Origin of the sequence: Celerinatantimonas marina, assembly GCF_046054165.1 — a bacterium.
Taxonomy (GTDB): Bacteria; Pseudomonadota; Gammaproteobacteria; order Enterobacterales; family Celerinatantimonadaceae; genus Celerinatantimonas.
In genome coordinates this window covers 17,983-37,911 of the sequence record NZ_JBFNXK010000005.1, presented here as the reverse complement: position 1 = coordinate 37,911, position 19,929 = coordinate 17,983, and the positions used below count along the sequence as shown (strand labels likewise).

Below are 19,929 nucleotides of genomic sequence, written 5' to 3'. Positions count from 1 at the left end.
TTAGTTCCCCGGTTTATCCAGCCGGGGAAAATCCCAATCCAAGCGGGCCCGACCATAGGCCGAGTAAGGAAAGTTATTTCGAAGTTGCTGACGAATCGTTTCTTCAACATGCGGCGACATCTTCAAATAAACCTGCCCCGAATGCTGATCACCCCGAATAATGACCCGATGTTCCTCGGGGATCGTTAACGATGTGGTTTCACAAATAGAAAGAAATGACTCTGGAACATGGCCTTTTAGAACTCTGACATGCCCTTTTGACATTAAAATAACAAATCGATAGCGGCCCAGCAGTAACCAATATATTGCAATGCCCCACCCAATGATAAAGCTCGTTATCCAAATCATGTCTCGCCTCCAGCTCAATAGCCAAGATCAATCCATGACCCAATTATAGCTAACTCAATTTTTTGATAGATTGGATTTTCCAATCAAATCAATTACACCAATATTAACCTATTGATCTGGCAGTTGTTCTGCAGATATAAAAATCTTTCTATCATAAAAAGAGAGATCAGCAGCTCACTTGCTGTTGTTGGGCTCTGAAGATCCTGAACATCGTAACTAAGTTGATCGAGATCATCATTAATTCCAGTAAAGTCCCACCCATTGATCCCACAACGATATTGTTGGCTAACCAACAGCTAGACCCTATTAAAAAGGCCGTACGCATTGCAATGCCCTGCAACCGGAAAAGCGCATAGGTTCCAATACTCATTCCTAAAATAGGTAACATATCAAGCCAACGGTGTGAGCAATAGATACCTAAGACAATACCTATGAGGATGAATCCCCATGCGGCATATGCGGATTGAGTTTTTACCGATAAACTGGTTCGACATGTGGAAAGTATCGAGCTGATCAGGGATGTAACGGCACCAAATAATGCGTAATGGATTGTGTTAGAAATGTTCAGGATCACCATCAATAATTTGAGTTTCTTATCATTTGTTTGACAAAAACTAGCGATGCCTAATGCAAAACTAATAAATCCAAACAGTTGACCCCAAAAATGCCCCAGAAAATGCTCTAACATCGATGACCTGATAAAATTTTTTTGACGACCATCATTAAAACACTGTTTCTATATTTTATCTATATGTGAATTCATATAGCATCTGTAAATCTATTTAATTAAAACATTTTTTCGTATTGATACCCATATGAAAAATTATGGTATCTATACCGATGTCATAATCGAATGATAATTGATTTGCTTTTACTAATCAGTCACAGGAGTAATCATGAGTAACTTGCGTGTTGCTATATTAGGCGAATGCATGGTTGAGTTGCAGCAAAACCAATCAGGACTGCTGAGCCGCCGTTTTGGTGGTGATACGCTTAATACAGCTGTCTATATCGCTCGTCTGACCCAAAACTCTCCCATCACAATTAGCTATTTTACAGGGCTCGGGGTGGATGCATTCAGTCAAGAAATGCTTGCAAGCTGGCAACATGAAGGCATTGATACTCAATATGTTCAGCAACTGGATAACAAGCTCCCCGGTCTCTATCTAATCGAAACCGATGCTCAGGGAGAACGAAATTTCCGATATTGGCGTAATGATGCCGCAGCAAAATATTTTCTGGAACAAAACAATAGTGAGCAATTAATAGCTCTGTTAAGTGATTTTGATTGGATCTACTTAAGTGGAATTACCCTAGCCATCTTAACGCCACAAAGTCGGAATAATTTATTTACAGCACTTAAACAAGCCAAAAGCAAAGGCGCTCACATTGTCTTTGATAACAACTATCGCCCTGCTTTATGGGAAACACAGGAACAAGCCCAGCAAGTTTATCAACAAGTGTTAATCTTAAGTGACTTGGCTTTGCTGACGTTTGATGATGAGTTAGCACTTTATGGGGAGCATTCGTTGGAGCAATGTGTGCAACGAACTCAGCAATATGGGGTTGAGACATGCTTTGTCAAAATGGGGGCTGAACCTTGTCATATTTATACTGGCAGTGAACATTACATCGTCGCAGCAAACAAAATACCGAAAGAATTAGTGGTTGATACTACAGCGGCTGGTGATTCTTTTGGCGCTGGCGTGATATCCGCTTTACTGTGTGGAAAAGCATACCCGGAAGCTGCAAAATGGGGGCACTGTCTAGCAGGCACGGTCATCCAGTATAAAGGCGCCATCATTGACCCTCAAAATATGCCCAATTTAGACTAAACCAATCCATATTTTAACAAAATGTTAATTTTACACATTTATAATATGGGGTGATTTTGAGTGTTTTGAGCTTTGGGCCTCCAACTGAAAGGTAATGGTCCTAGCTCATTTTTAGTCATTTGATCCCATAAAAGATAGCGATCAAATTTTTAATACATAGAAATAGGAAGCCGTTAAAACATGCGGTAAGTCATTAAATTATGTTAGTAAACAGAAGATAATAAAACCGATTGTAAGTACCAAATTATCAATAATTTTAGCGTTCGCTTCCATATCCAAGTTCCAGTGTGCCTCGCTAAAATAATGATGAAAGGAATAATTAATCTTTAGCAGGTGATTTTTATGCAACAGTCTCCATCTGATGTTTCTGTATATTTAGCGATTTATGGAGCTTTAAAATCAGCTCATCAATCTCACGATATGGTATTAAAAGCAGCCAAATACCTTGGTGAATATACGACTCCTAAGGCTTTTTCACTGTATCAATATGGTAATGAGCCAGCCGTTCTTAATGGAGGTAATCAATCCATTACTATTGATGTTTTTGAAATTACCCCCGAACAACTGGAACAAATTGACGATTTTGAACATTATCCGACCGTCCATGACCGTATTACAATTAATATTCCAGGGTTTGGTCCAGCATTACTTTATGTCATGAGTGAAGGTTACGCTGGTCTAGCTCATGTATACGATTCTCCATATCGACAAGCCGAGGAAAAACAGCCGGTTGCCGTCTAGGTGACTCGCTTAGATTCAGCACTTGCGTTCATCGCCAGCCCATAGTATTTTCACCTGCATCGTTATGTTTGCGGTAACTATGTGTGAAAGCTAAGTTAATTACCCGTGAAGGGTATAATAAACTTCGGGAAGAACTTGATTTTTTATGGCGGAAACGTCGCCCGGAAGTAACAAAGATTGTCAGTTGGGCTGCAAGTTTAGGTGATCGATCTGAAAACGCTGATTATACACAAAATAAGCGTCTATTACGTCAGATTGATCGCCGGGTTCGATATTTACGGAAACAAATTGCAGAACTCACAATTGTTGACTATTCCCCACAACAAGATGGGAAAGTGTTCTTCGGCGCTTGGGTTGAAATCGAAAATGATTCAGGGGATGTCAAATCATTTCGTATTGTTGGAGGAGACGAAATTTATGATCGGAAAGACTATATTTCTATAGACTCTCCGATGGCCAAAGCACTGCTCAAAAAACAAATTGATGATGAAGTAGCCGTCACGACTCCCGAGGGCATTAAAATCTGGTATATCAACAATATTCATTACCAAATTCAGCCATCGGGACCAAGTACATAATCGAAAGCGTATTAGTAATTGATATAGGTTCTTTTAACCCGTTCAGTCAGCTGGATCAATAATTCATATCCAATGGTTCCAACCTGAGCTGCTATTTTTTCGACTGGATTCTGGGGCCCCCATAAAACCACTTCATCGCCAACTTTATCTGCTGATTCGGCACCTAAATCAACCGTTAGCATATCCATTGACACACGGCCAACGAGAGGCACTGTTCGGCCGTTAATCCATATTGGCGTGCCAGACGGCATAGTCCGTGGATAACCATCACCATAGCCCATAGCGACAACACCAATTTTAGTATCTGATTTTGAATGCCAGATGGCTCCATAACCTACCGGTTCACCCTGTTGATGCTCTCGTACAGCAATCAATTTTGATCGCAATGTCATCACTGGGATAAGTCCTTCATCCACACCGGTGCGCCCAGCCATCGGCGATGAACCGTATAAAGCAATTCCCGGTCTGGAACGTTCAAATTGAATATCAGGTCGGGTTAATAATGCTGCAGAATTAGCCAAACTTCTCGGTCCCCCAAGAGCCTCGGTCGTATCTTTAAAAATAGCAAGCTGGTAATCGGTTTGGTTACTATCAATCTCATCAGCCTGGCTTAAATGGCTAACGAAGCCTACTGGATCAACAACACATGCAAACGAAGACAATAATTGGTGTCTGGATGCAATCTGCTCAGGAGCAAAACCTAAACGATGCATCCCCGTATCAATTTTTAACCAAAGTTGCATAGGGGTTGCGGCATCTACATGTGAGAGCCATTCAATTTGTTGATCATTTTGCACAACTGGCTCTAATTTCATCGCTGCCGCTTCATGTGTTTCCTCTTGGCTAAAACAGCCTTCAAGTAACATAATAGGTGCATCAATTCCATTTATTCTAAGCACCCGCGCTTCTTCCAGCCGAGCAACCGCAAAACAAGTTGCTTTACCTTTTAAAGCTTGAGCAACAGCTACACTTCCATGCCCATATGCATTTCCTTTAATCACGGCAACCATTTGTGATAAAGGCTGCTGTCCAGCCAAGTAATCAAAATTTGTTCTTAATGCCGCTAAATCAATTACAGCTTCAGCCGTAATCATATTCGACTCCTTGATGATTGATAAATAAGACAATATAACCGCATACACACCTGTGCGTGCTGGCTACATTTTATATAAATTCTGCAAAGAATAGACCACTATGCCCATTCTCTCGGGTAATGAAAGACAGAGACACAATAATAGTATGAAAATCTATCCATAAAGAAATAATAGGATAAATTATCTACCACAATAACTGTGCATATCGAATAAGGAAATTTATTCAGCCCCCTATTTATTGCTTTTAGATATGATAAAAACGTTTAAAATTCCAACTAACGCACCAAAAGTTAACACCACTAGAGCATTTAAGCACTATTTATGTGCGTTTCGTTCGATATTTATCTATCACATTGTACTCGATAGAATTTTTATGTTTTTATTTTGCGTAAATATCCTATTTTCTAAAAAGTTTAATATTCTACTTTTTTAAAAAAAACTAAAATTAAAAACTAGTTCAAAATAATCTTCCCTTATTTACTCTTCCATTTTTTGTTTTTTACAAAAAAGCGTTTATTTCGACAAATAAGTCATTATCGGAAACGTCATCTAATTGAAAAAATTGTCATGGTTATTGCTATATCTAACTCACACGATGTTTTATGCGAATTACATCTTAGGTGTGGTTCGGAATGTATAACTGTAACTTTGTCATGGTATTGGCATGCCTGACATTTATAACAAGGATTTTTTATGGAAATTCAAAAACCTTACCTTCTGTTTTTAGGTGATGCACATGATCCGCTCGCGGCCAAAGTTGCACAAGGGATTAAACAATGGCATCCCGAATATTGTGTTGGTCAATTCCGAATGGAAGAATGCCAAGCCGATTGTGAACTTCCTGATCTTGATATTGAAGCGGCTAAAGCCGCTGGTGCGAAAACATTAGTTATCGGTGTCGCTAACCGTGGTGGCATTATTTCAGATAAATGGCTTGTAATTTTAAAAGAAGCACTGAATGCAGGTTTAGATTTAGCCGCAGGATTACACAACCAATTAAATGAAATTCCTGAACTGGTTGAGTTAGCAAAAGCCAAAGGCCGGAAAATGTTTGATGTGCGTTTTCCTACACAAACTTTCCCAGTAGCTTCTGGTAAAAAACGCTCCGGTAAACGAGCATTACCCGTGGGGACTGATTGTTCAGTAGGAAAAATGTACACCGCTCTGGCTATCACCGAAGAACTCAAGTCTCGGAAGATCCCTGCTGATTTCCGAGCTACAGGTCAAACAGGTATTTTGGTCAGCGGTGCCGGTGTTTGTGTCGATTCAGTTGTCTCTGACTTTATTTCTGGTGCGGTTGAAGTACTCGCCCCAGATAATACTCCGGAACATTGGGATGTAATTGAAGGCCAGGGATCTCTTTTCCATCCTTCTTTTGCGGGTGTGACTACGGGGTTGATCCACGGAGCACAGGCTGATGCATTAATCCTCTGCCATGAACCAACCCGAGAACATATGCGCGGAACTCCTGAATATAAATTACCAGATATTCAAGCCTGTCTTGATTTGAACCTGACGATGGCCCGGCTCACTAACCCCGCTGCAAAATTTGTCGGAATTTCTGTGAACACATCAAAACTATCTGAAAAAGATGCGTTTGCTCTAATGGAAAAACTCGAAGCTGAATATGGTTTACCAACTATTGACCCATTCCGTCAGGGAGTCGCTCGAATCGTTGATAACATGTTGAAAGATTAATAAGTCGTATAGGAGTTGTCATGCAATTACGGATTTACCAACAGAGCTGGCCTATCGCTGGAGCATTTACTATCTCTCGTGGATCTCGAACTGAAGCCAGGATTGTTTTAGTTGAATTACTCGAAAGTGGTTTTACGGGGCGCGGAGAATGTGTTCCATATACTCGTTATGGTGAAACCATCGAGAGCGTGACAACTCAAATTTCGAATTTATCTGAAAAAATTAATCAAGGGATGACTCGTCAGGAACTCAATGAGTTGCTTCCAGCTGGGGCAGCCCGAAATGCCTTGGATTGTGCACTATGGGATCTAGAGTGCAAACGAAAAGGCTGTTCGATTTGGTCATTACTTGATATTGAGCCCCATTCAGTAACCAGTGCTTATACACTCTCACTGGATACCCCAGAAAAAATGCATGAAAAAGCAGTTGAGCATCAGCACCGTCCATTACTTAAGCTCAAATTAGCAGGAAAAGGGGATTTAGAAAGAGTACAGGCCGTCCGTCAAGGATCGCCTCAAGCCAGAATTATTGTGGATGCAAATGAGGGCTGGACACCAGAGATTTACCAGGAACTGATCCCTGAGCTGGTGAAATTGAATGTGGAAATGATTGAGCAACCACTTCCAGCTGATCAAGATTCGATTTTAAGTGAGTTTGAACATCCCATAACGCTTTGTGCCGACGAGTCATGTCACACCAGAAAAGATCTTCACAGACTCAAAGGCCGCTATGAAATGATTAATATTAAAATTGATAAAACGGGTGGGCTTACCGAGGCTCTGGAACTTAAAGCTCAAGCGGAACAATCAGGCTTCAAAATTATGGTCGGTTGCATGTTGGGAACGTCACTCTCAATGGCCCCTGCATTTACGCTTGCCCAAAGTGCCCATATTGTCGATCTGGATGGACCATTATTACTTGCAGAAGATCGTCCAAATGGATTCAGTTATACCACTGCAAGTGAAATGCAATTGCTTAAACCACAACTTTGGGGATAATTTCCCCCTGTTGACACAAGGATTTTACAAAATGAATCGCATTGTTTATGTAAATGGCGAATATATTAATGAGCATGATGCTCGTATTTCAATTTTTGACCGGGGCTTTCTGTTTGCAGATGCTGTATATGAAGTCACTGCCGTTATTCATGGAAAACTCATTGATAACGAAGGACACATGGCCCGCCTAGAACGTTCATGTAAAGAGTTGGCGTTGACGCTTCCTGTTTCGGTTGACGAACTAAAACATATTCAAGAAGAACTTATTCGTCTGAACGATATTGATGAAGGCGGTATCTATTTGCAATTAACTCGTGGATCAGCCGGTGATCGCGATTTTGCATACCCTAAAGATGCTCAACCTACTTTGGTGTTATTCTCTCAAGCCCGGAGTCTCATTGAGAGTCCTAAAGCTAAAAAAGGAATGAAAGTCGTCACGATTGAAGATATTCGTTGGCATCGTCGTGATATTAAAACCGTCCAATTACTGGCCCCATGTATGGCCAAACAATTTGCATTAGATCATGGTTATGATGATGCATGGTTAACTGAAGACGGTTATATCACTGAAGGAAGCTCTAATAATGCCTATATTGTGACTGATGATGGTACGGTTGTAACCCGCCCTCTTAGTAATGACATTTTACATGGGATTACTCGTAAGGCGCTGTTGCAACTTGCATCTGAAGCCGATATTAAAATCGAAGAACGGCTATTCACTCCTGAAGAAGCCATGAAAGCAAAAGAAGCATTCATTAGCTCAGCAACAACATTTGTGTTGCCGGTTATATCGATCAATGACCAAGCTATTGGTGATGGAAAACCAGGGCCTATTGCTGCTCGACTCAGGAAAATTTACATAGATCTTGCCTTATCTCAAACAGCATAATAAGCTGGCTGTAATTAGCACTTGATTACCCCTCATATACAGTACATCTTCCCGGTGTGCTGTATTTGTTTATTTAAGAGTAACCGGATATGTCTGTTTTATCTCCCTCCAGTATATTCACATCCATGCAACAGGAAGGACCTTTCGCTGTTCAAAAAACAGCACTCAATCCACACCCTTTTTCTCAAGAAGCACGTAACTGGGTTAAAAATCTGCATAAAGATAGTAATCACATTTCCAAATATCGGGCTCTGAGAAGTCAGATTTTTGAATTTTTAGGTATTGAAACTTTTGCCGAAATTGATCAATTGTTACATGATCCAGCGCTTCGTCAAATGCGTAGTGAACGTGCATTACACTTACTTGGGAACATGTTTGGGATATCCGGAACACGTAAAGAAATCGAAAATCGAGTTCATGAGTATGCCAGAACGGCAGACACAGTGATTCATTCTCTTAAGGGCAAAATTCTAGCGCCTTATGGTTCATTTATTGAAACCACGAACGAAATTGAAATGGCTAATAATCCAATAGAACTCATTTTGATTATGTTTGATGATCGTTATCATAAGAAAGCGCGATTTGAAGCCCGAAGAAAGCTAACGCTCATGACTCTAGCGGGCAGCATTGATCAACGAGAACGCGAGACAGAAATCGCCGATAAATTCTCTAATTTCTTGGGATTTCTGAATAGCTACGTTTGGAGCCCAGATCTTAAAATAGGCGAACTGAACCCCGTCTATTTACATTCTATTCATGATCCTGAAAATTTCCATTGTACGGATGTTCAGGTTTTAAGCCCGCAGCAAGCCGATGCCATTCAATTACCCCCGGGTGAAAAATTAACATTACTTAAAAGACGTCGTTTCACACTTGGGCATCGTAATATTCCGATTTATGTCTCTATTCGGAAAAAACCACCAGAAGCCAAAGTACTTAAATTACTGCGTAAAAACGAAAAAAATCCAGCGGTAGCGGTCGATGATGAACTCGGGTTAATGGCTGTTTTAGACAACATTAGCGATATTAAATCATTCCAACAACACTTAACGCGAAGTGCGGCTAATGCTAATTCTTTGATGGTATTGGAAGATATCTCCGATACGCTCACTGAAAATACCATCTATAAAGGGCATGCCGTGGGTTCCAGTTCGCAAACACCAATGCTTAAATTTTTCGCTCGATTAGGCGGTATGCGGGTTGAATTGATTATTCATACCAATCAAACATTTTTGAACTACATGTACCAACAAGATGTGGCTCATAACGAATATGAAGTGAAACGAATTTTTGACTCTGGAGTCATTGAACTACTTTTCCCTCGAGATATATTTCATCTTGATCATCAGAAAACGCGCAGCGAAATGATCCGTTTTTTCAGAAAACAAATCGAAAGTTAATCCGTTGGGGTTAAGACGTCTTACGAGGGGGTTGCTCAGTGCCCCCCTATCTTCATCATCCACAATGATTTTCATATAAATGCGCTAACTAACTATTTTCCTGCCTATTTCCGCAATACAAAAGCTCGCTAACGTTTAAAGTCATTCAATAACCAGCTTCAACTCCCAAAAATCAATACTTGATTCAATACAACAAAGGGGAAATAGCCGTAAAATCATAGTAACGTTTTATAAGTTTGCGTTTGATGGATCAATATAAAACTCAAAGGGTCATTTATATGTTTAAAGCCACACAAGCATTAGAGCGCAATTTCATTACTCAGCCCCCCCAACAATTATGGGAATATCTGTTGGACTCCAGTGCCATTGATGAGACTTTATGGCTTAAAGAGCTCTTGTCGATTGCTGAAGCCACCGAGATAAGTGAACCAACTAAAAATTTTGCAATAAAACTCGTCACTAAGGTTCGATCCCATAAAAAAACGATGGGAATGCTCGATGCACTACTCTTAGAATATAGTCTAGATACTCGGGAAGGTATCTTACTCATGAGCCTTTCGGAAGCACTCATCCGTATTCCTGATCCACTTACAGCCCAGGCACTAATTGATGATAAATTAGCTTTGGGAAACTGGCGAAATCACCGCCATAAATCGAATTCTATTATCGTGAATACGGCCACTTGGAGTTTGCTTTTAACACAAAGACTATTAAATCTAAGCCCAGAGCAATCAGACTCTGCCATAAAGAAAATGTTCGCTCGTTTCAGTGCTCCGATAATCCGACAGATGATCCGTCAATCCATGAAAATCATCGGGCATCAATTCGTGCTGGGAACAACGATGGCAAATGCCTTAGAACAAGGTAAACGCTATCGTAAAAAAGGTTATACCTATACCTTTGATATGCTCGGAGAAGCTGCGTTAACCCAACAAGATGCGGATGGTTACGCTAATGACTATTTTCAGAGTATTGCAGCGGTAGGGAAAGTACCCGAATTGACGCATAGCCCCAAACCAAGCATCTCTATAAAACTTTCAGCACTTCATCCACGTTATGATAGTTTAAAAGAACAACGCGTCTTTAAAGAATTAGTTACAACAGTTACCCAACTGGTTCAGGCGGCCAGAAAACAGAATATAGCCATAACCATCGATGCCGAAGAAATGGATCGACTAGAGATTTCTTTACAGATTTTCGAACACGTTTATCGCAGTGAAATATGTCGAGGTTGGGGAAAATTCGGCTTGGTGGTTCAAGCGTATTCAAAACGCGCTTTAGCCATCCTGAGTTGGCTGGCCTCTCTCGCTCATGAGGTTGGTGATGAAATTCCAACGAGACTGGTAAAAGGCGCCTACTGGGATACCGAGATCAAGCTTTATCAACAGAGGGGATTAAATAACTACCCTGTCTATACCCGAAAAGAAGCGACTGATGTTAGCTATTTTGTCTGTGCTCAGATGCTGCTCTGTGAATCAACTCAAGGGCTGCTTTTCCCTCAGTTTGCCAGCCATAATGCTCAGAGTATTGCTGCCATTATGCAACTCCCCGCCGCCCATCCATTTGAATTTCAGCGCTTGCATGGCATGGGCGATGTTCTTTATGACCAGATTTTGAAAGACCACCATATTCCCGTAAGGATATATGCCCCAGTGGGAAAACATAGTGATCTTCTCCCTTATCTGGTCAGACGGTTACTCGAAAATGGAGCAAATAACTCTTTTGTACATCGTATCGTCGATCCCCGCTGCTCTATCGATGATATCGTTGAAGACCCAATTCTTAAACTTCGAAATCAATCCGTTCTTCCTAATCCAAGAATCGTACTTCCGACGAATATTTATGGACCAAATCGTAAAAACTCGACCGGAATTAATCTTCATTCAGGTCAATCAATATCTAATTTCTTAAAACAAAGAGATAAATACCAACAGAGAAAATGGCAGTCGGGGCCCATTATCGCGGGGGCACTTAAATTTAACGGCTCTTTAGCCACCTCGGTGGTCACACCTTATGATCACACACATGTCATTGGTTATGTCAGCCCAACCCTTCCGGAACATTTTGAACTGGCGCTAGCTCAGGCTCAAAGAGGGCAACAATCCTGGAGTCAACGTCCAGTCGTCGAACGCGCTTTGTGTCTGAAGAAAACTGCCCTGTTGTTCGAAGAACATCGCACTGAATTAATCGCTTTATGTCAATACGAAGCGGGGAAAACCATCCAAGATGCGATTGATGAAATCCGGGAAGCCGTAGATTTTTGTTACTACTATGCCCAGCAGGCAGAACTTAATCTGGTCAAAGCGAAAATCGTCAAAAATGATCTGGGGCAAAATGTAGCCATTCGTTATCAGGGACAAGGTCTTTTTGCCTGTATCAGTCCTTGGAATTTCCCATTGGCTATTTTTACAGGCCAAATCATGGCGGCTTTAGTTTCCGGAAATACTGTTATTGCTAAACCTGCACCACAGACTTCGCTCATTGCAGCTAAAGCGATAAGCTTGATGCATCAAGCAGGGATCCCGATGCAAGCACTTCACCTCATTACCGGGGGGGCTGAATTAGGACAAAAACTTATGGCGGATCCCCGCATATCAGGCGTCGCATTTACTGGTTCAATCCAAACTGCACGGACAATTAACCAAACGCTCGCCAACCGGGAACAGCTTCCAGTTCCGTTGATAGCCGAAACCGGCGGCCAAAATGCCATGATTGTCGATAGTAGTGCCTTGACCGAACAGGTTATCAAAGATGTACTCCGTTCAGCTTTTGCTTCGGCAGGACAACGTTGTAGCGCCCTTCGGATTTTATGCCTTCAGGAAGATATTGCAGATACAGTTATTCACCGACTTGCTGGAGCAATGACAGAATTAACTATTGGAGATCCAACACAACTTGAAACGGATGTGGGTCCCGTCATCGATCAGTCCGCTTTTGATAAGCTATTGCAATACCAACAATACCTACAACAACACGCTCAGCATGTGGCAACAACACCGATAAAACCTTCTCAAACCGGTTGGTTTATCGCACCTTGTGCCTATGAAATAACTTCATTCGCTGAATTACCAGACGAAAAATTTGGGCCAATTTTACATATCATTCGCTACCCGGCCCAAGGACTCGATCAGTTAATACAGCAAATTAACGAACTTGGATTTGGATTAACGCTAGGGATCCACAGTCGTATTGAAAACCGTTTCCTTCATATTGCCAGAACGGCTCATGTCGGTAACTGTTATATCAATCGGGATCAAGTGGGCGCAACAGTTGGCTCTCAGCCTTTTGGTGGCCGGGGAATGTCCGGTACAGGCCCCAAAGCCGGTGGACCTCATTATCTTTATCAGTTTAGCCAAGCACTTTACACGATTCAGGAATAATGGAGCAATTAGGGATGGATATAACCAATAAGATTTTAACCGATAGTCTCAATAGCTCCAATCCAGAGTTATCTCAAACGATTGCGCTGCGAATCAATCAAATGCGTCAATGGGCTCAATCGCTGCGCGAGTCGCAATCCGAACAAGATCCCATGTGGCAAAAAGCCATTATGATGATTGATTACCAATGTCGCTGTGCCAAACAGCACCTGCAGGGGATCCATCAACTCCCTGGCGTAACAGGGGAATCAAATGAATTGTGGTTGGAACCTCGAGGCAAAACTGCAATTATTATCGGACCTTCAATGCCAGTTAAAGCCATAACAGCAACATTAACCGCAACATTAATTAGTGGGAATCAAGCTATTTTATTTATCCATGAAACCTTTCAACCCTATACGAATGGATTAATTGAACAAATAAAAAATAGATTTGCTCCACCTGACGCAATAGAGCTATGTAATTATCAAGACTGGAGCAAAAATATAAAAGATCCAGAAATTAAAATGGTATGCATCGCAGCCCCTAAAGACGAGATTATTAATGCAAATCGGATCCTTTCGACCCGAGAAGGCGAAATCATACCGCTACTTTACGATAGTGATGAGAAACTCCCCCAATTTTCGAAAGACTCATTTTGCATTCATTTTAATACCGAAAAAGTCTGCACCATCAATACCACAGCTATAGGAGGAAATGCTTCACTATTAGAAATCAGCTCAGCAAAAGTATAACGATGCAACACAGAATCAGTCTGCTGCCATATCCGGTAACAATTTTAAACTAAAATGATGGCTGCTGATTCTGAATCCTTCCTGTAAAAATAATTTATGGGCAAAAAAACGTTGTAGACCTGAATTGACATGGAGCTCACGGCATCCACGAGAATATGCAAGGCGTCGAAGCCAGGAAAGCAATTTTTCCCCAACACCATTTCCCTGGCGATCATCCGATACCACCAGATCTTCTATCAATAAATAATGGCCCCAAGCTAAGCTATGCCCTTCAATAAATCCGGCTATGCCAACCAGTTCATTTTGATCATTATAACTTCCGACTAATTGATACCCATGAACTAGCTGCTGTTCACGGATTTTTTCAAGCAATTCCTGGAAAGTGTACTGTTGACGCAATGAATGTAATAACTGAGCAGCTTCATCCAATGGATCATGCTCATTTATCTCTCTGATACTATCCATATTAAATCCCCTATTACTAATCATATCACCTTTATCCATTGATAAACTGTAAATTCGGCAGATGATTAAACCCTGATTGTAAATGGCCTCAATGACAGATCGATTTTAAAAATAAATGAATTTGAAAAAAAGGAAGTAAGTAACGAAATGGCGGTGAGGGAGGGATTCGAACCCTCGATAGGGCTATAAACCCTATACTCCCTTAGCAGGGGAGCGCCTTCAGCCTCTCGGCCACCTCACCATATATTAGGCATCGTGGCGGTGACGGAGAGATTCGAACTCTCGATACGTTGCCGTATACACACTTTCCAGGCGTGCTCCTTCAACCGCTCGGACACGTCACCGTATGCCTAATGACGAAGCGTATGTTATGGAATCCGCTTTCATCTTTCAACCGTTTTTTAGTGGTTTAGTGACTAACTGGCGATGAAACCACCAATTTTCACCTAATCTATGAGTTTATAGCCTAATTCCTGACGCAAATAAGCCGCAGCCCCCTGTAACCCAGGTTGTTCTGCGGTGATGAGATAAACGGGAATCTGGCCACAATAGCGACTAAAACGACCTTTTTCTTCAAATTGATTCCGAAAATCGCTGGATAAGAAATATTCTCTGAAATTAGCAACCACTCCACCCGCGATATAAATACCACCAAACGAGCCGAGAGTTAAAGCTAAATTACCGCCAAAACTTCCCAGCATCTGACAAAACAGGGATAAAACTTGCTGACAAACGGAATCGCCTTGTAATCCTTTTTCGGTAATATCGGATGGTTGATACTGCTGCACGGGTAACTGATAAATATGACAAAGCGCTTCATAGATATTCACCAAACCTGGCCCTGATAATAGTCGCTCATTAGACACTCGACCAAATCGTTGTTTAAGAAATGATAAAATTTTTATCTCTAAATCTGAAACCGGCGCGAAGTCAGCATGTCCGCCTTCACACGCCAGCGGAATAAAACGTCCATCAACAGACACTAAATGTGCGACTCCTAAACCCGTTCCCGGGCCATACACGGTAATAGGGGCTCCAGCTCGAGGCGGCTGCCCACCAATTTGGATCTTTTGTTGCTCAGATAACGTCGGCAAGCTCATCGCATTGGCGGTGAAATCATTAATAACCCAAAAATGTTGTAATCCAAGATTGCGTTGGGTTTCCTGACAAGAAAAAGCCCAACTATGGTTGGTCATTGAAATCCAATCAGCATTGGTTGGGCAGGCAATAGCAATACATGCATGTTCAACTTGTTCCTGCACCTCATCTAAATAAGTCCGAATGGCATCTTCAATCCCGGGGAATGCAGCACACCGATATTTCTTTATTTTTAGTAATTCGCCTCGCTCCGGTTCAACTAAAGCTAAGCGAATATTAGTCCCGCCAACATCCGCTATTAATCCTAATTTTGCCATCGATATATGCCCCATTCATCTGATCAAACAGTTACCTGTATCGTACCCTATGCTCTAGCTAAGCATAAAACAAGTGCGGTCAATCACAACTTTGTTTTTTTATATCTTAATTTCGTTATAAAATTACGTAACATTAAATAAAAACAAAAAAATTTAGATATAAATCATACTTTATTGTCTATAAAACATCTAATATGTAATTTTTAATAGATATTTATACTATGAGTAGACTGCATTTGCAGTTTGTGGAAAGATTTTGAAAAAAATTTACATTACACCCAATGTAAACAATTAAAACGACAACATTAGACACTCTTATGAACACGCTCGATAAAATTACTAAGAATATTGACTCATTCAGTAAATCAGAACGCAAAGTAGCGGAAGTCATTATTGCTTCACCGCAAACCGCTATCCACTCGAGCATTGCCACTCTAGCTAAAATGGCCGATGTCAGTGAACCGACAGTAAACCGTTTTTGTCGACGTCTCGATACCAAAGGATTCCCTGACTTTAAACTGCATCTAGCACAAAGTCTGGCAAACGGAACCCCTTATGTGAATCGCCATGTGGAAGAGAATGACGGTCCCGATGCCTATACAGCTAAAATCTTTGAATCTTCGATCGCCTGCCTGGAAGCCGCAAAGAACAGCCTTGACCCTGTAGTTATCAACCGGGCTGTGGATGTTCTCACTCAGGCCAAACGTATTACTTTTTGTGGATTAGGCGCCTCTGCTGCGGTGGCTCAGGATGCCTTAAATAAATTTTTCCGCTTTAATGTTCCGGTCACCAGTTTCAGTGATGTTGTGATGATGCGGATGAGTTGCATTCTAAGTACAGACGAAGATGTAGTGGTGCTCATCTCTCATACCGGGCGAACTAAAGAGTTAGTAGATATAGCTAAATTAGCGAAAGAAAATGATTCGACTGTTATTGCAATGACTGCCAAACATTCGCCGTTAGCCGAACAATGCCATCTGCTGCTCTCTATGGATGTCCCTGAAGATACCGATGTCTATATGCCCATGGCATCTCGATTAGCCCAAATGGCCCTAGTTGATGTTTTAGCCACTGGTTTTACGCTTCGTCGTGGATATAAATTCAGAGAAAATCTTAAAAAAGTAAAACGAACTTTACGGGATTCTCGGATTGAACGCTAAAACTCACCGAATTTATTGATTCAACTGCTATACATATATCTATCATGTGCAAAAGGGGCTTTCGCCCCTTTTTCTTGATGTTGATTCAGGATTAATCAACTTTAAATGAACTAATTTTTTGGGCCAACTCATCGGTCTGTCTATCCAATTCGAGTGAGTTTTCCTGAGCTGCATGAGCATCGTTTGATAATGCTTCGCTCACATCCTTAATTCGGGTCGAATTCATAGTAATTTCGTGGCTTACTTGGGATTGTTCTTCTGCGGCAGTTGCAATTTGTGTATTCATATCATGAATCATAGTTACCGAAGCTTTAATTTGATTGAGGGCTTCAGACGCCTGTACTGCATCACTGACACTTCCCTGCACTTTATCAGTGGTACTATTCATCAACCCAACCGCCTCTGTAATATTCCCAACCAATGTCGTAATCGTTTGCTGGATCTCTTCAGTCGCTTGATGAGTTCGTTGTGACAATGTCCGAACTTCATCGGCGACCACAGCAAATCCACGCCCCTGATCACCCGCTCTAGCCGCTTCAATTGCAGCATTCAGCGCCAACAAATTTGTTTGTTCGGCAATGCCCTGAATCGTTGCTAATATCCCATTGATACTCTGAGCATGCTCCTGTAATTCATCCACCACTTCAGAAGCTTGCTTAATAGAAGTTGCCAATGATTCAACCGACTCACGGTTATCATTAATAAGTTGATGACCTTTTTCGGTTAGTTCTGTTGATTCCTTAACAGAGTCCAGAGTTTGTTGTGTATATCCTGCGATTTCAGACGTAGCTGATGACATCTCTTCAATTGCTGTTGCTACGGAGGTTACATCCTGTTGCTGTTGGTTCAGTTGGCTAGACATTTGCTGACTACGGGTATGACTGGAATGAGACTGATCCCTCAATATCTCGATTTGGTTACGCAAATCACGAATAAGAGTTCGTAGCGTGTTGTTAAATTGATTAAAACTAGTAGCAAGAACCCCCACCTCATCCCGGCTCGTCACTACAATACTACGGGTTAAGTCTCCTCCACCCTGCGCAATTTCTTTTAATGCGACGGACACGCTCTCCAGAGAACGAAGTAAATAGTTGTTATATAAGCTAAATAATATGACACACAAGATAATAACAACCAAACTTCCTAAAGCCTGACGCCACAGAGCTTGATACATTGGGGCAACAATAGATTCTTTATCAATCACCATCAATGTATATAAATTAGTATCGGGGATCGGAGCTACAAATACATAGCTATCTTCATCATCAACTTCCATTTCACGGACACGATGATCACTTGTCATCAATTGGGTTAAGACAGTTGGTGTCAATTCTGCACCTAATGATTGAATCGAGTGATTTAATTTAGAGGTGTCCTGATGAACGAAAATATTACCTTCCCGGGTAACAATTAAAACCTGACCTTTCCCTGGCAACTGGGCTTGCCGCAGCAAATCCAACAGCTGCGTCATGTTCATATCGGCCCCAAAAACGACCGATTTTCCATTAATCTGTCGGGCTAAACCAAATGAGACCACGATTTTTTTGGTTGCAGAGGCGACTGAAGGACTCGCCATGTATAACGTACCAGGCTGAGCTTGTGCTTTTTGGTACCATTCCCATTTACGGGGATCGTTGTTACCTGCCGCTAGAGTCACCTGACCAGCATTTTGTTCAGTCCCATCCGGATATGCGATAAAAACATTTGCAAACCCAGAACTATCCCGAGCCTGCTGTAATACGGGGATCATCTGATCAACAGGGATTGAGGATGGAATGGCATTCAAACTATTACTTCGGATATTAATCCAATCTTCAATATAGTGGTTAAATGTCTGTGCCTGAGAGGCTAACTCCGCCCCTAACCGCTCTACTCGCTCATTAATGGATGAATAAAATCCAATCGACATCACGAGCACGCAACCAATTAAAATACCCAAACTTGTTGTTATCGCTAATTTCATTTTTAAAGAGATAGCGGTTAATTGCTTCATGGTTACCTCGACATACTCCTACCCCCATAGCCATTGCGAGCTGAATGCCAGCAGGTCTATGAGAAACCATACTGCTGATATGTGATATATATCACCAATACCAGAGGTATAATTTAAAAAAAATAGAACTTTCTTATTTATATACAGTCATACATAGTGCCAAGTAATTAAACACAATCCTTAGCCCAGCACGTCGCAGTCGCTGGGTTTTTTTTATCTTTGAATTGTGGCTTTATCCTGCATCGGAATCGTTCTTAACAATCGAATTAATGTATCCCGAGCCTGTTTTTGGTCAATATGTATGCTCCCGTTTCCATCGCGAAACATATAATCATCTACAGCACCTTGCCATAGCGGATCTAAAGCTCCCCGACGGTAAATTCTTAACAATAGAGATAGCGGCTGTCGCGCTTGAACATTGACATGAGTTTTGTAAAGATCCTCAAGTTGATCCGTATTGGACTGAATAGGAGGCTGATACAATGCAACAGCCAAATAAAGCGTGGCATTATTTTCCGTTACAACAAATCCCCGATAATTCAGAAGTTGCTGTAATTCCTGGCTCAGCCATTGATACTGTTTTTGCAATGCGATGGGCTGAGTAGCAAGCGCCTGTACCATCATTGGAGAGAATCGAATCAAACTTCCAACCGGAAGAGGATAACGACGGTCAGAACTAACCATGATCGTATGAGGTACTGCCGAGATATCTTGCCTTTGGGCTGTTGCAGTTTGGGAAGAACCTGAATGAATCGATTGCTGAACACATCCAGTCATGGTGAATAACCAAGAAATAACTAGAGCAAGCTCCAAGAGACGTTTCATTAATATGTCCTATCATGATGACCAAACCTCAAAACGCCTCGGTATACTAAATCTATTCAATGGAAACTCAATAAATTTTTCCACAACCCTCTTTCCATGACGGTTATAAGATACAAAAACGATATAAGGTCATCACAATGATTAAACTAAATTTAAATAGATATTGTTATCACAATAAAAATTATTGTTTTTATTGTCAATAAAATCATTCAGATATCCCCTAACCAAACACCTGACCAGAGCCTTGCGTCACGACTGCCTTGGGAAAATCCAACAGAATAAAAAGTTTTAATGACAAACAAAGATAAATGGAGCATGGGGTTAACTGAAATGGAACGCGCAAAAGACATAACACGTTCCATGAATTCCAAAAAGA

Annotated in this window: 17 protein-coding genes and 2 tRNA genes; 10 read left to right on the top strand and 9 right to left on the bottom strand. The window is 41.3% G+C overall.

The annotated features are described in order from the left end of the window. Both ABUE20_RS06705 and ABUE20_RS06700 read right to left on the bottom strand, forming a co-directional pair. A complete protein-coding gene (locus tag ABUE20_RS06705) occupies nucleotides 1-348 on the bottom strand; it encodes a DUF3634 family protein (protein ID WP_408619105.1) in 348 nt (115 codons plus the stop codon). 166 nt (nucleotides 349-514) lie between these two features. Continuing rightward, on the bottom strand, nucleotides 515-1,036 hold the full coding sequence (locus tag ABUE20_RS06700) for a YgjV family protein (RefSeq protein WP_408619104.1): 522 nt from the start codon (nucleotides 1,034-1,036) through the stop codon (nucleotides 515-517). A 208-nt stretch (nucleotides 1,037-1,244) separates the two neighbouring features. Between ABUE20_RS06700 and kdgK the strand changes: the two genes are divergently transcribed. From kdgK to greB, 3 genes are all read left to right on the top strand, one after another. Beyond that, complete coding sequence (gene kdgK / locus ABUE20_RS06695; RefSeq protein ID WP_408619103.1) at nucleotides 1,245-2,183, top strand: 2-dehydro-3-deoxygluconokinase; 939 nt, start codon at nucleotides 1,245-1,247, stop codon at nucleotides 2,181-2,183. Between the two features lie 342 nt (nucleotides 2,184-2,525). Further along, complete coding sequence (locus ABUE20_RS06690; RefSeq protein ID WP_408619102.1) at nucleotides 2,526-2,924, top strand: gamma-glutamylcyclotransferase family protein; 399 nt, start codon at nucleotides 2,526-2,528, stop codon at nucleotides 2,922-2,924. Nucleotides 2,925-3,007: 83 nt separating this feature from the next. Then, nucleotides 3,008-3,502, top strand: coding sequence for a transcription elongation factor GreB (gene greB / locus ABUE20_RS06685; protein ID WP_408619101.1), 495 nt, complete (start codon nucleotides 3,008-3,010; stop codon nucleotides 3,500-3,502). Nucleotides 3,503-3,513: 11 nt separating this feature from the next. Here greB and alr read toward each other — a convergent pair whose 3' ends face one another. Next, a complete protein-coding gene (gene alr / locus ABUE20_RS06680; protein WP_408619100.1) occupies nucleotides 3,514-4,596 on the bottom strand; it encodes an alanine racemase in 1,083 nt (360 codons plus the stop codon). A 693-nt stretch (nucleotides 4,597-5,289) separates the two neighbouring features. On the opposite strand from alr, the gene dgcN reads away from it, so the two are divergent. From dgcN to ABUE20_RS06650, 6 genes are all read left to right on the top strand, one after another. Further along, a complete protein-coding gene (dgcN, locus tag ABUE20_RS06675) occupies nucleotides 5,290-6,294 on the top strand; it encodes an N-acetyltransferase DgcN (RefSeq protein ID WP_408619099.1) in 1,005 nt (334 codons plus the stop codon). A gap of 20 nt (nucleotides 6,295-6,314) precedes the next feature. Further along, nucleotides 6,315-7,292, top strand: a complete 978-nt coding sequence (gene dgcA / locus ABUE20_RS06670; protein WP_408619098.1) for an N-acetyl-D-Glu racemase DgcA — start codon at nucleotides 6,315-6,317, stop codon at nucleotides 7,290-7,292. Nucleotides 7,293-7,323: 31 nt separating this feature from the next. Next, a complete protein-coding gene (locus tag ABUE20_RS06665) occupies nucleotides 7,324-8,181 on the top strand; it encodes a D-amino-acid transaminase (protein WP_408619097.1) in 858 nt (285 codons plus the stop codon). Between the two features lie 89 nt (nucleotides 8,182-8,270). Then, a complete protein-coding gene (locus ABUE20_RS06660; protein WP_408619096.1) occupies nucleotides 8,271-9,581 on the top strand; it encodes a hypothetical protein in 1,311 nt (436 codons plus the stop codon). A 278-nt stretch (nucleotides 9,582-9,859) separates the two neighbouring features. Beyond that, entirely contained in the window at nucleotides 9,860-12,961 is a 3,102-nt protein-coding gene (gene putA / locus ABUE20_RS06655) for a bifunctional proline dehydrogenase/L-glutamate gamma-semialdehyde dehydrogenase PutA (RefSeq protein ID WP_408619095.1), read from the top strand. Nucleotides 12,962-12,975: 14 nt separating this feature from the next. Continuing rightward, entirely contained in the window at nucleotides 12,976-13,695 is a 720-nt protein-coding gene (locus ABUE20_RS06650) for a hypothetical protein (RefSeq protein WP_408619094.1), read from the top strand. Nucleotides 13,696-13,710: 15 nt separating this feature from the next. Here ABUE20_RS06650 and ABUE20_RS06645 read toward each other — a convergent pair whose 3' ends face one another. The 4 genes from ABUE20_RS06645 to ABUE20_RS06630 form a co-directional block, all read right to left on the bottom strand. Beyond that, on the bottom strand, nucleotides 13,711-14,160 hold the full coding sequence (locus ABUE20_RS06645) for a GNAT family N-acetyltransferase (RefSeq protein ID WP_408619093.1): 450 nt from the start codon (nucleotides 14,158-14,160) through the stop codon (nucleotides 13,711-13,713). A 148-nt stretch (nucleotides 14,161-14,308) separates the two neighbouring features. Then, a tRNA-Ser gene (locus tag ABUE20_RS06640) sits at nucleotides 14,309-14,401 on the bottom strand. A gap of 15 nt (nucleotides 14,402-14,416) precedes the next feature. Further along, nucleotides 14,417-14,504: transfer RNA gene (locus tag ABUE20_RS06635), tRNA-Ser, on the bottom strand. Between the two features lie 102 nt (nucleotides 14,505-14,606). Then, nucleotides 14,607-15,575, bottom strand: coding sequence for a glucokinase (locus ABUE20_RS06630; protein WP_408619092.1), 969 nt, complete (start codon nucleotides 15,573-15,575; stop codon nucleotides 14,607-14,609). 317 nt (nucleotides 15,576-15,892) lie between these two features. Between ABUE20_RS06630 and ABUE20_RS06625 the strand changes: the two genes are divergently transcribed. After that, entirely contained in the window at nucleotides 15,893-16,735 is an 843-nt protein-coding gene (locus tag ABUE20_RS06625; RefSeq protein ID WP_408619091.1) for a MurR/RpiR family transcriptional regulator, read from the top strand. Between the two features lie 91 nt (nucleotides 16,736-16,826). Here ABUE20_RS06625 and ABUE20_RS06620 read toward each other — a convergent pair whose 3' ends face one another. Beyond that, a complete protein-coding gene (locus ABUE20_RS06620) occupies nucleotides 16,827-18,728 on the bottom strand; it encodes a methyl-accepting chemotaxis protein (RefSeq protein ID WP_408619090.1) in 1,902 nt (633 codons plus the stop codon). Between the two features lie 213 nt (nucleotides 18,729-18,941). Next, on the bottom strand, nucleotides 18,942-19,553 hold the full coding sequence (locus ABUE20_RS06615) for a YajG family lipoprotein (protein ID WP_408619089.1): 612 nt from the start codon (nucleotides 19,551-19,553) through the stop codon (nucleotides 18,942-18,944). Nucleotides 19,554-19,929: the final 376 nt, after the last annotated feature.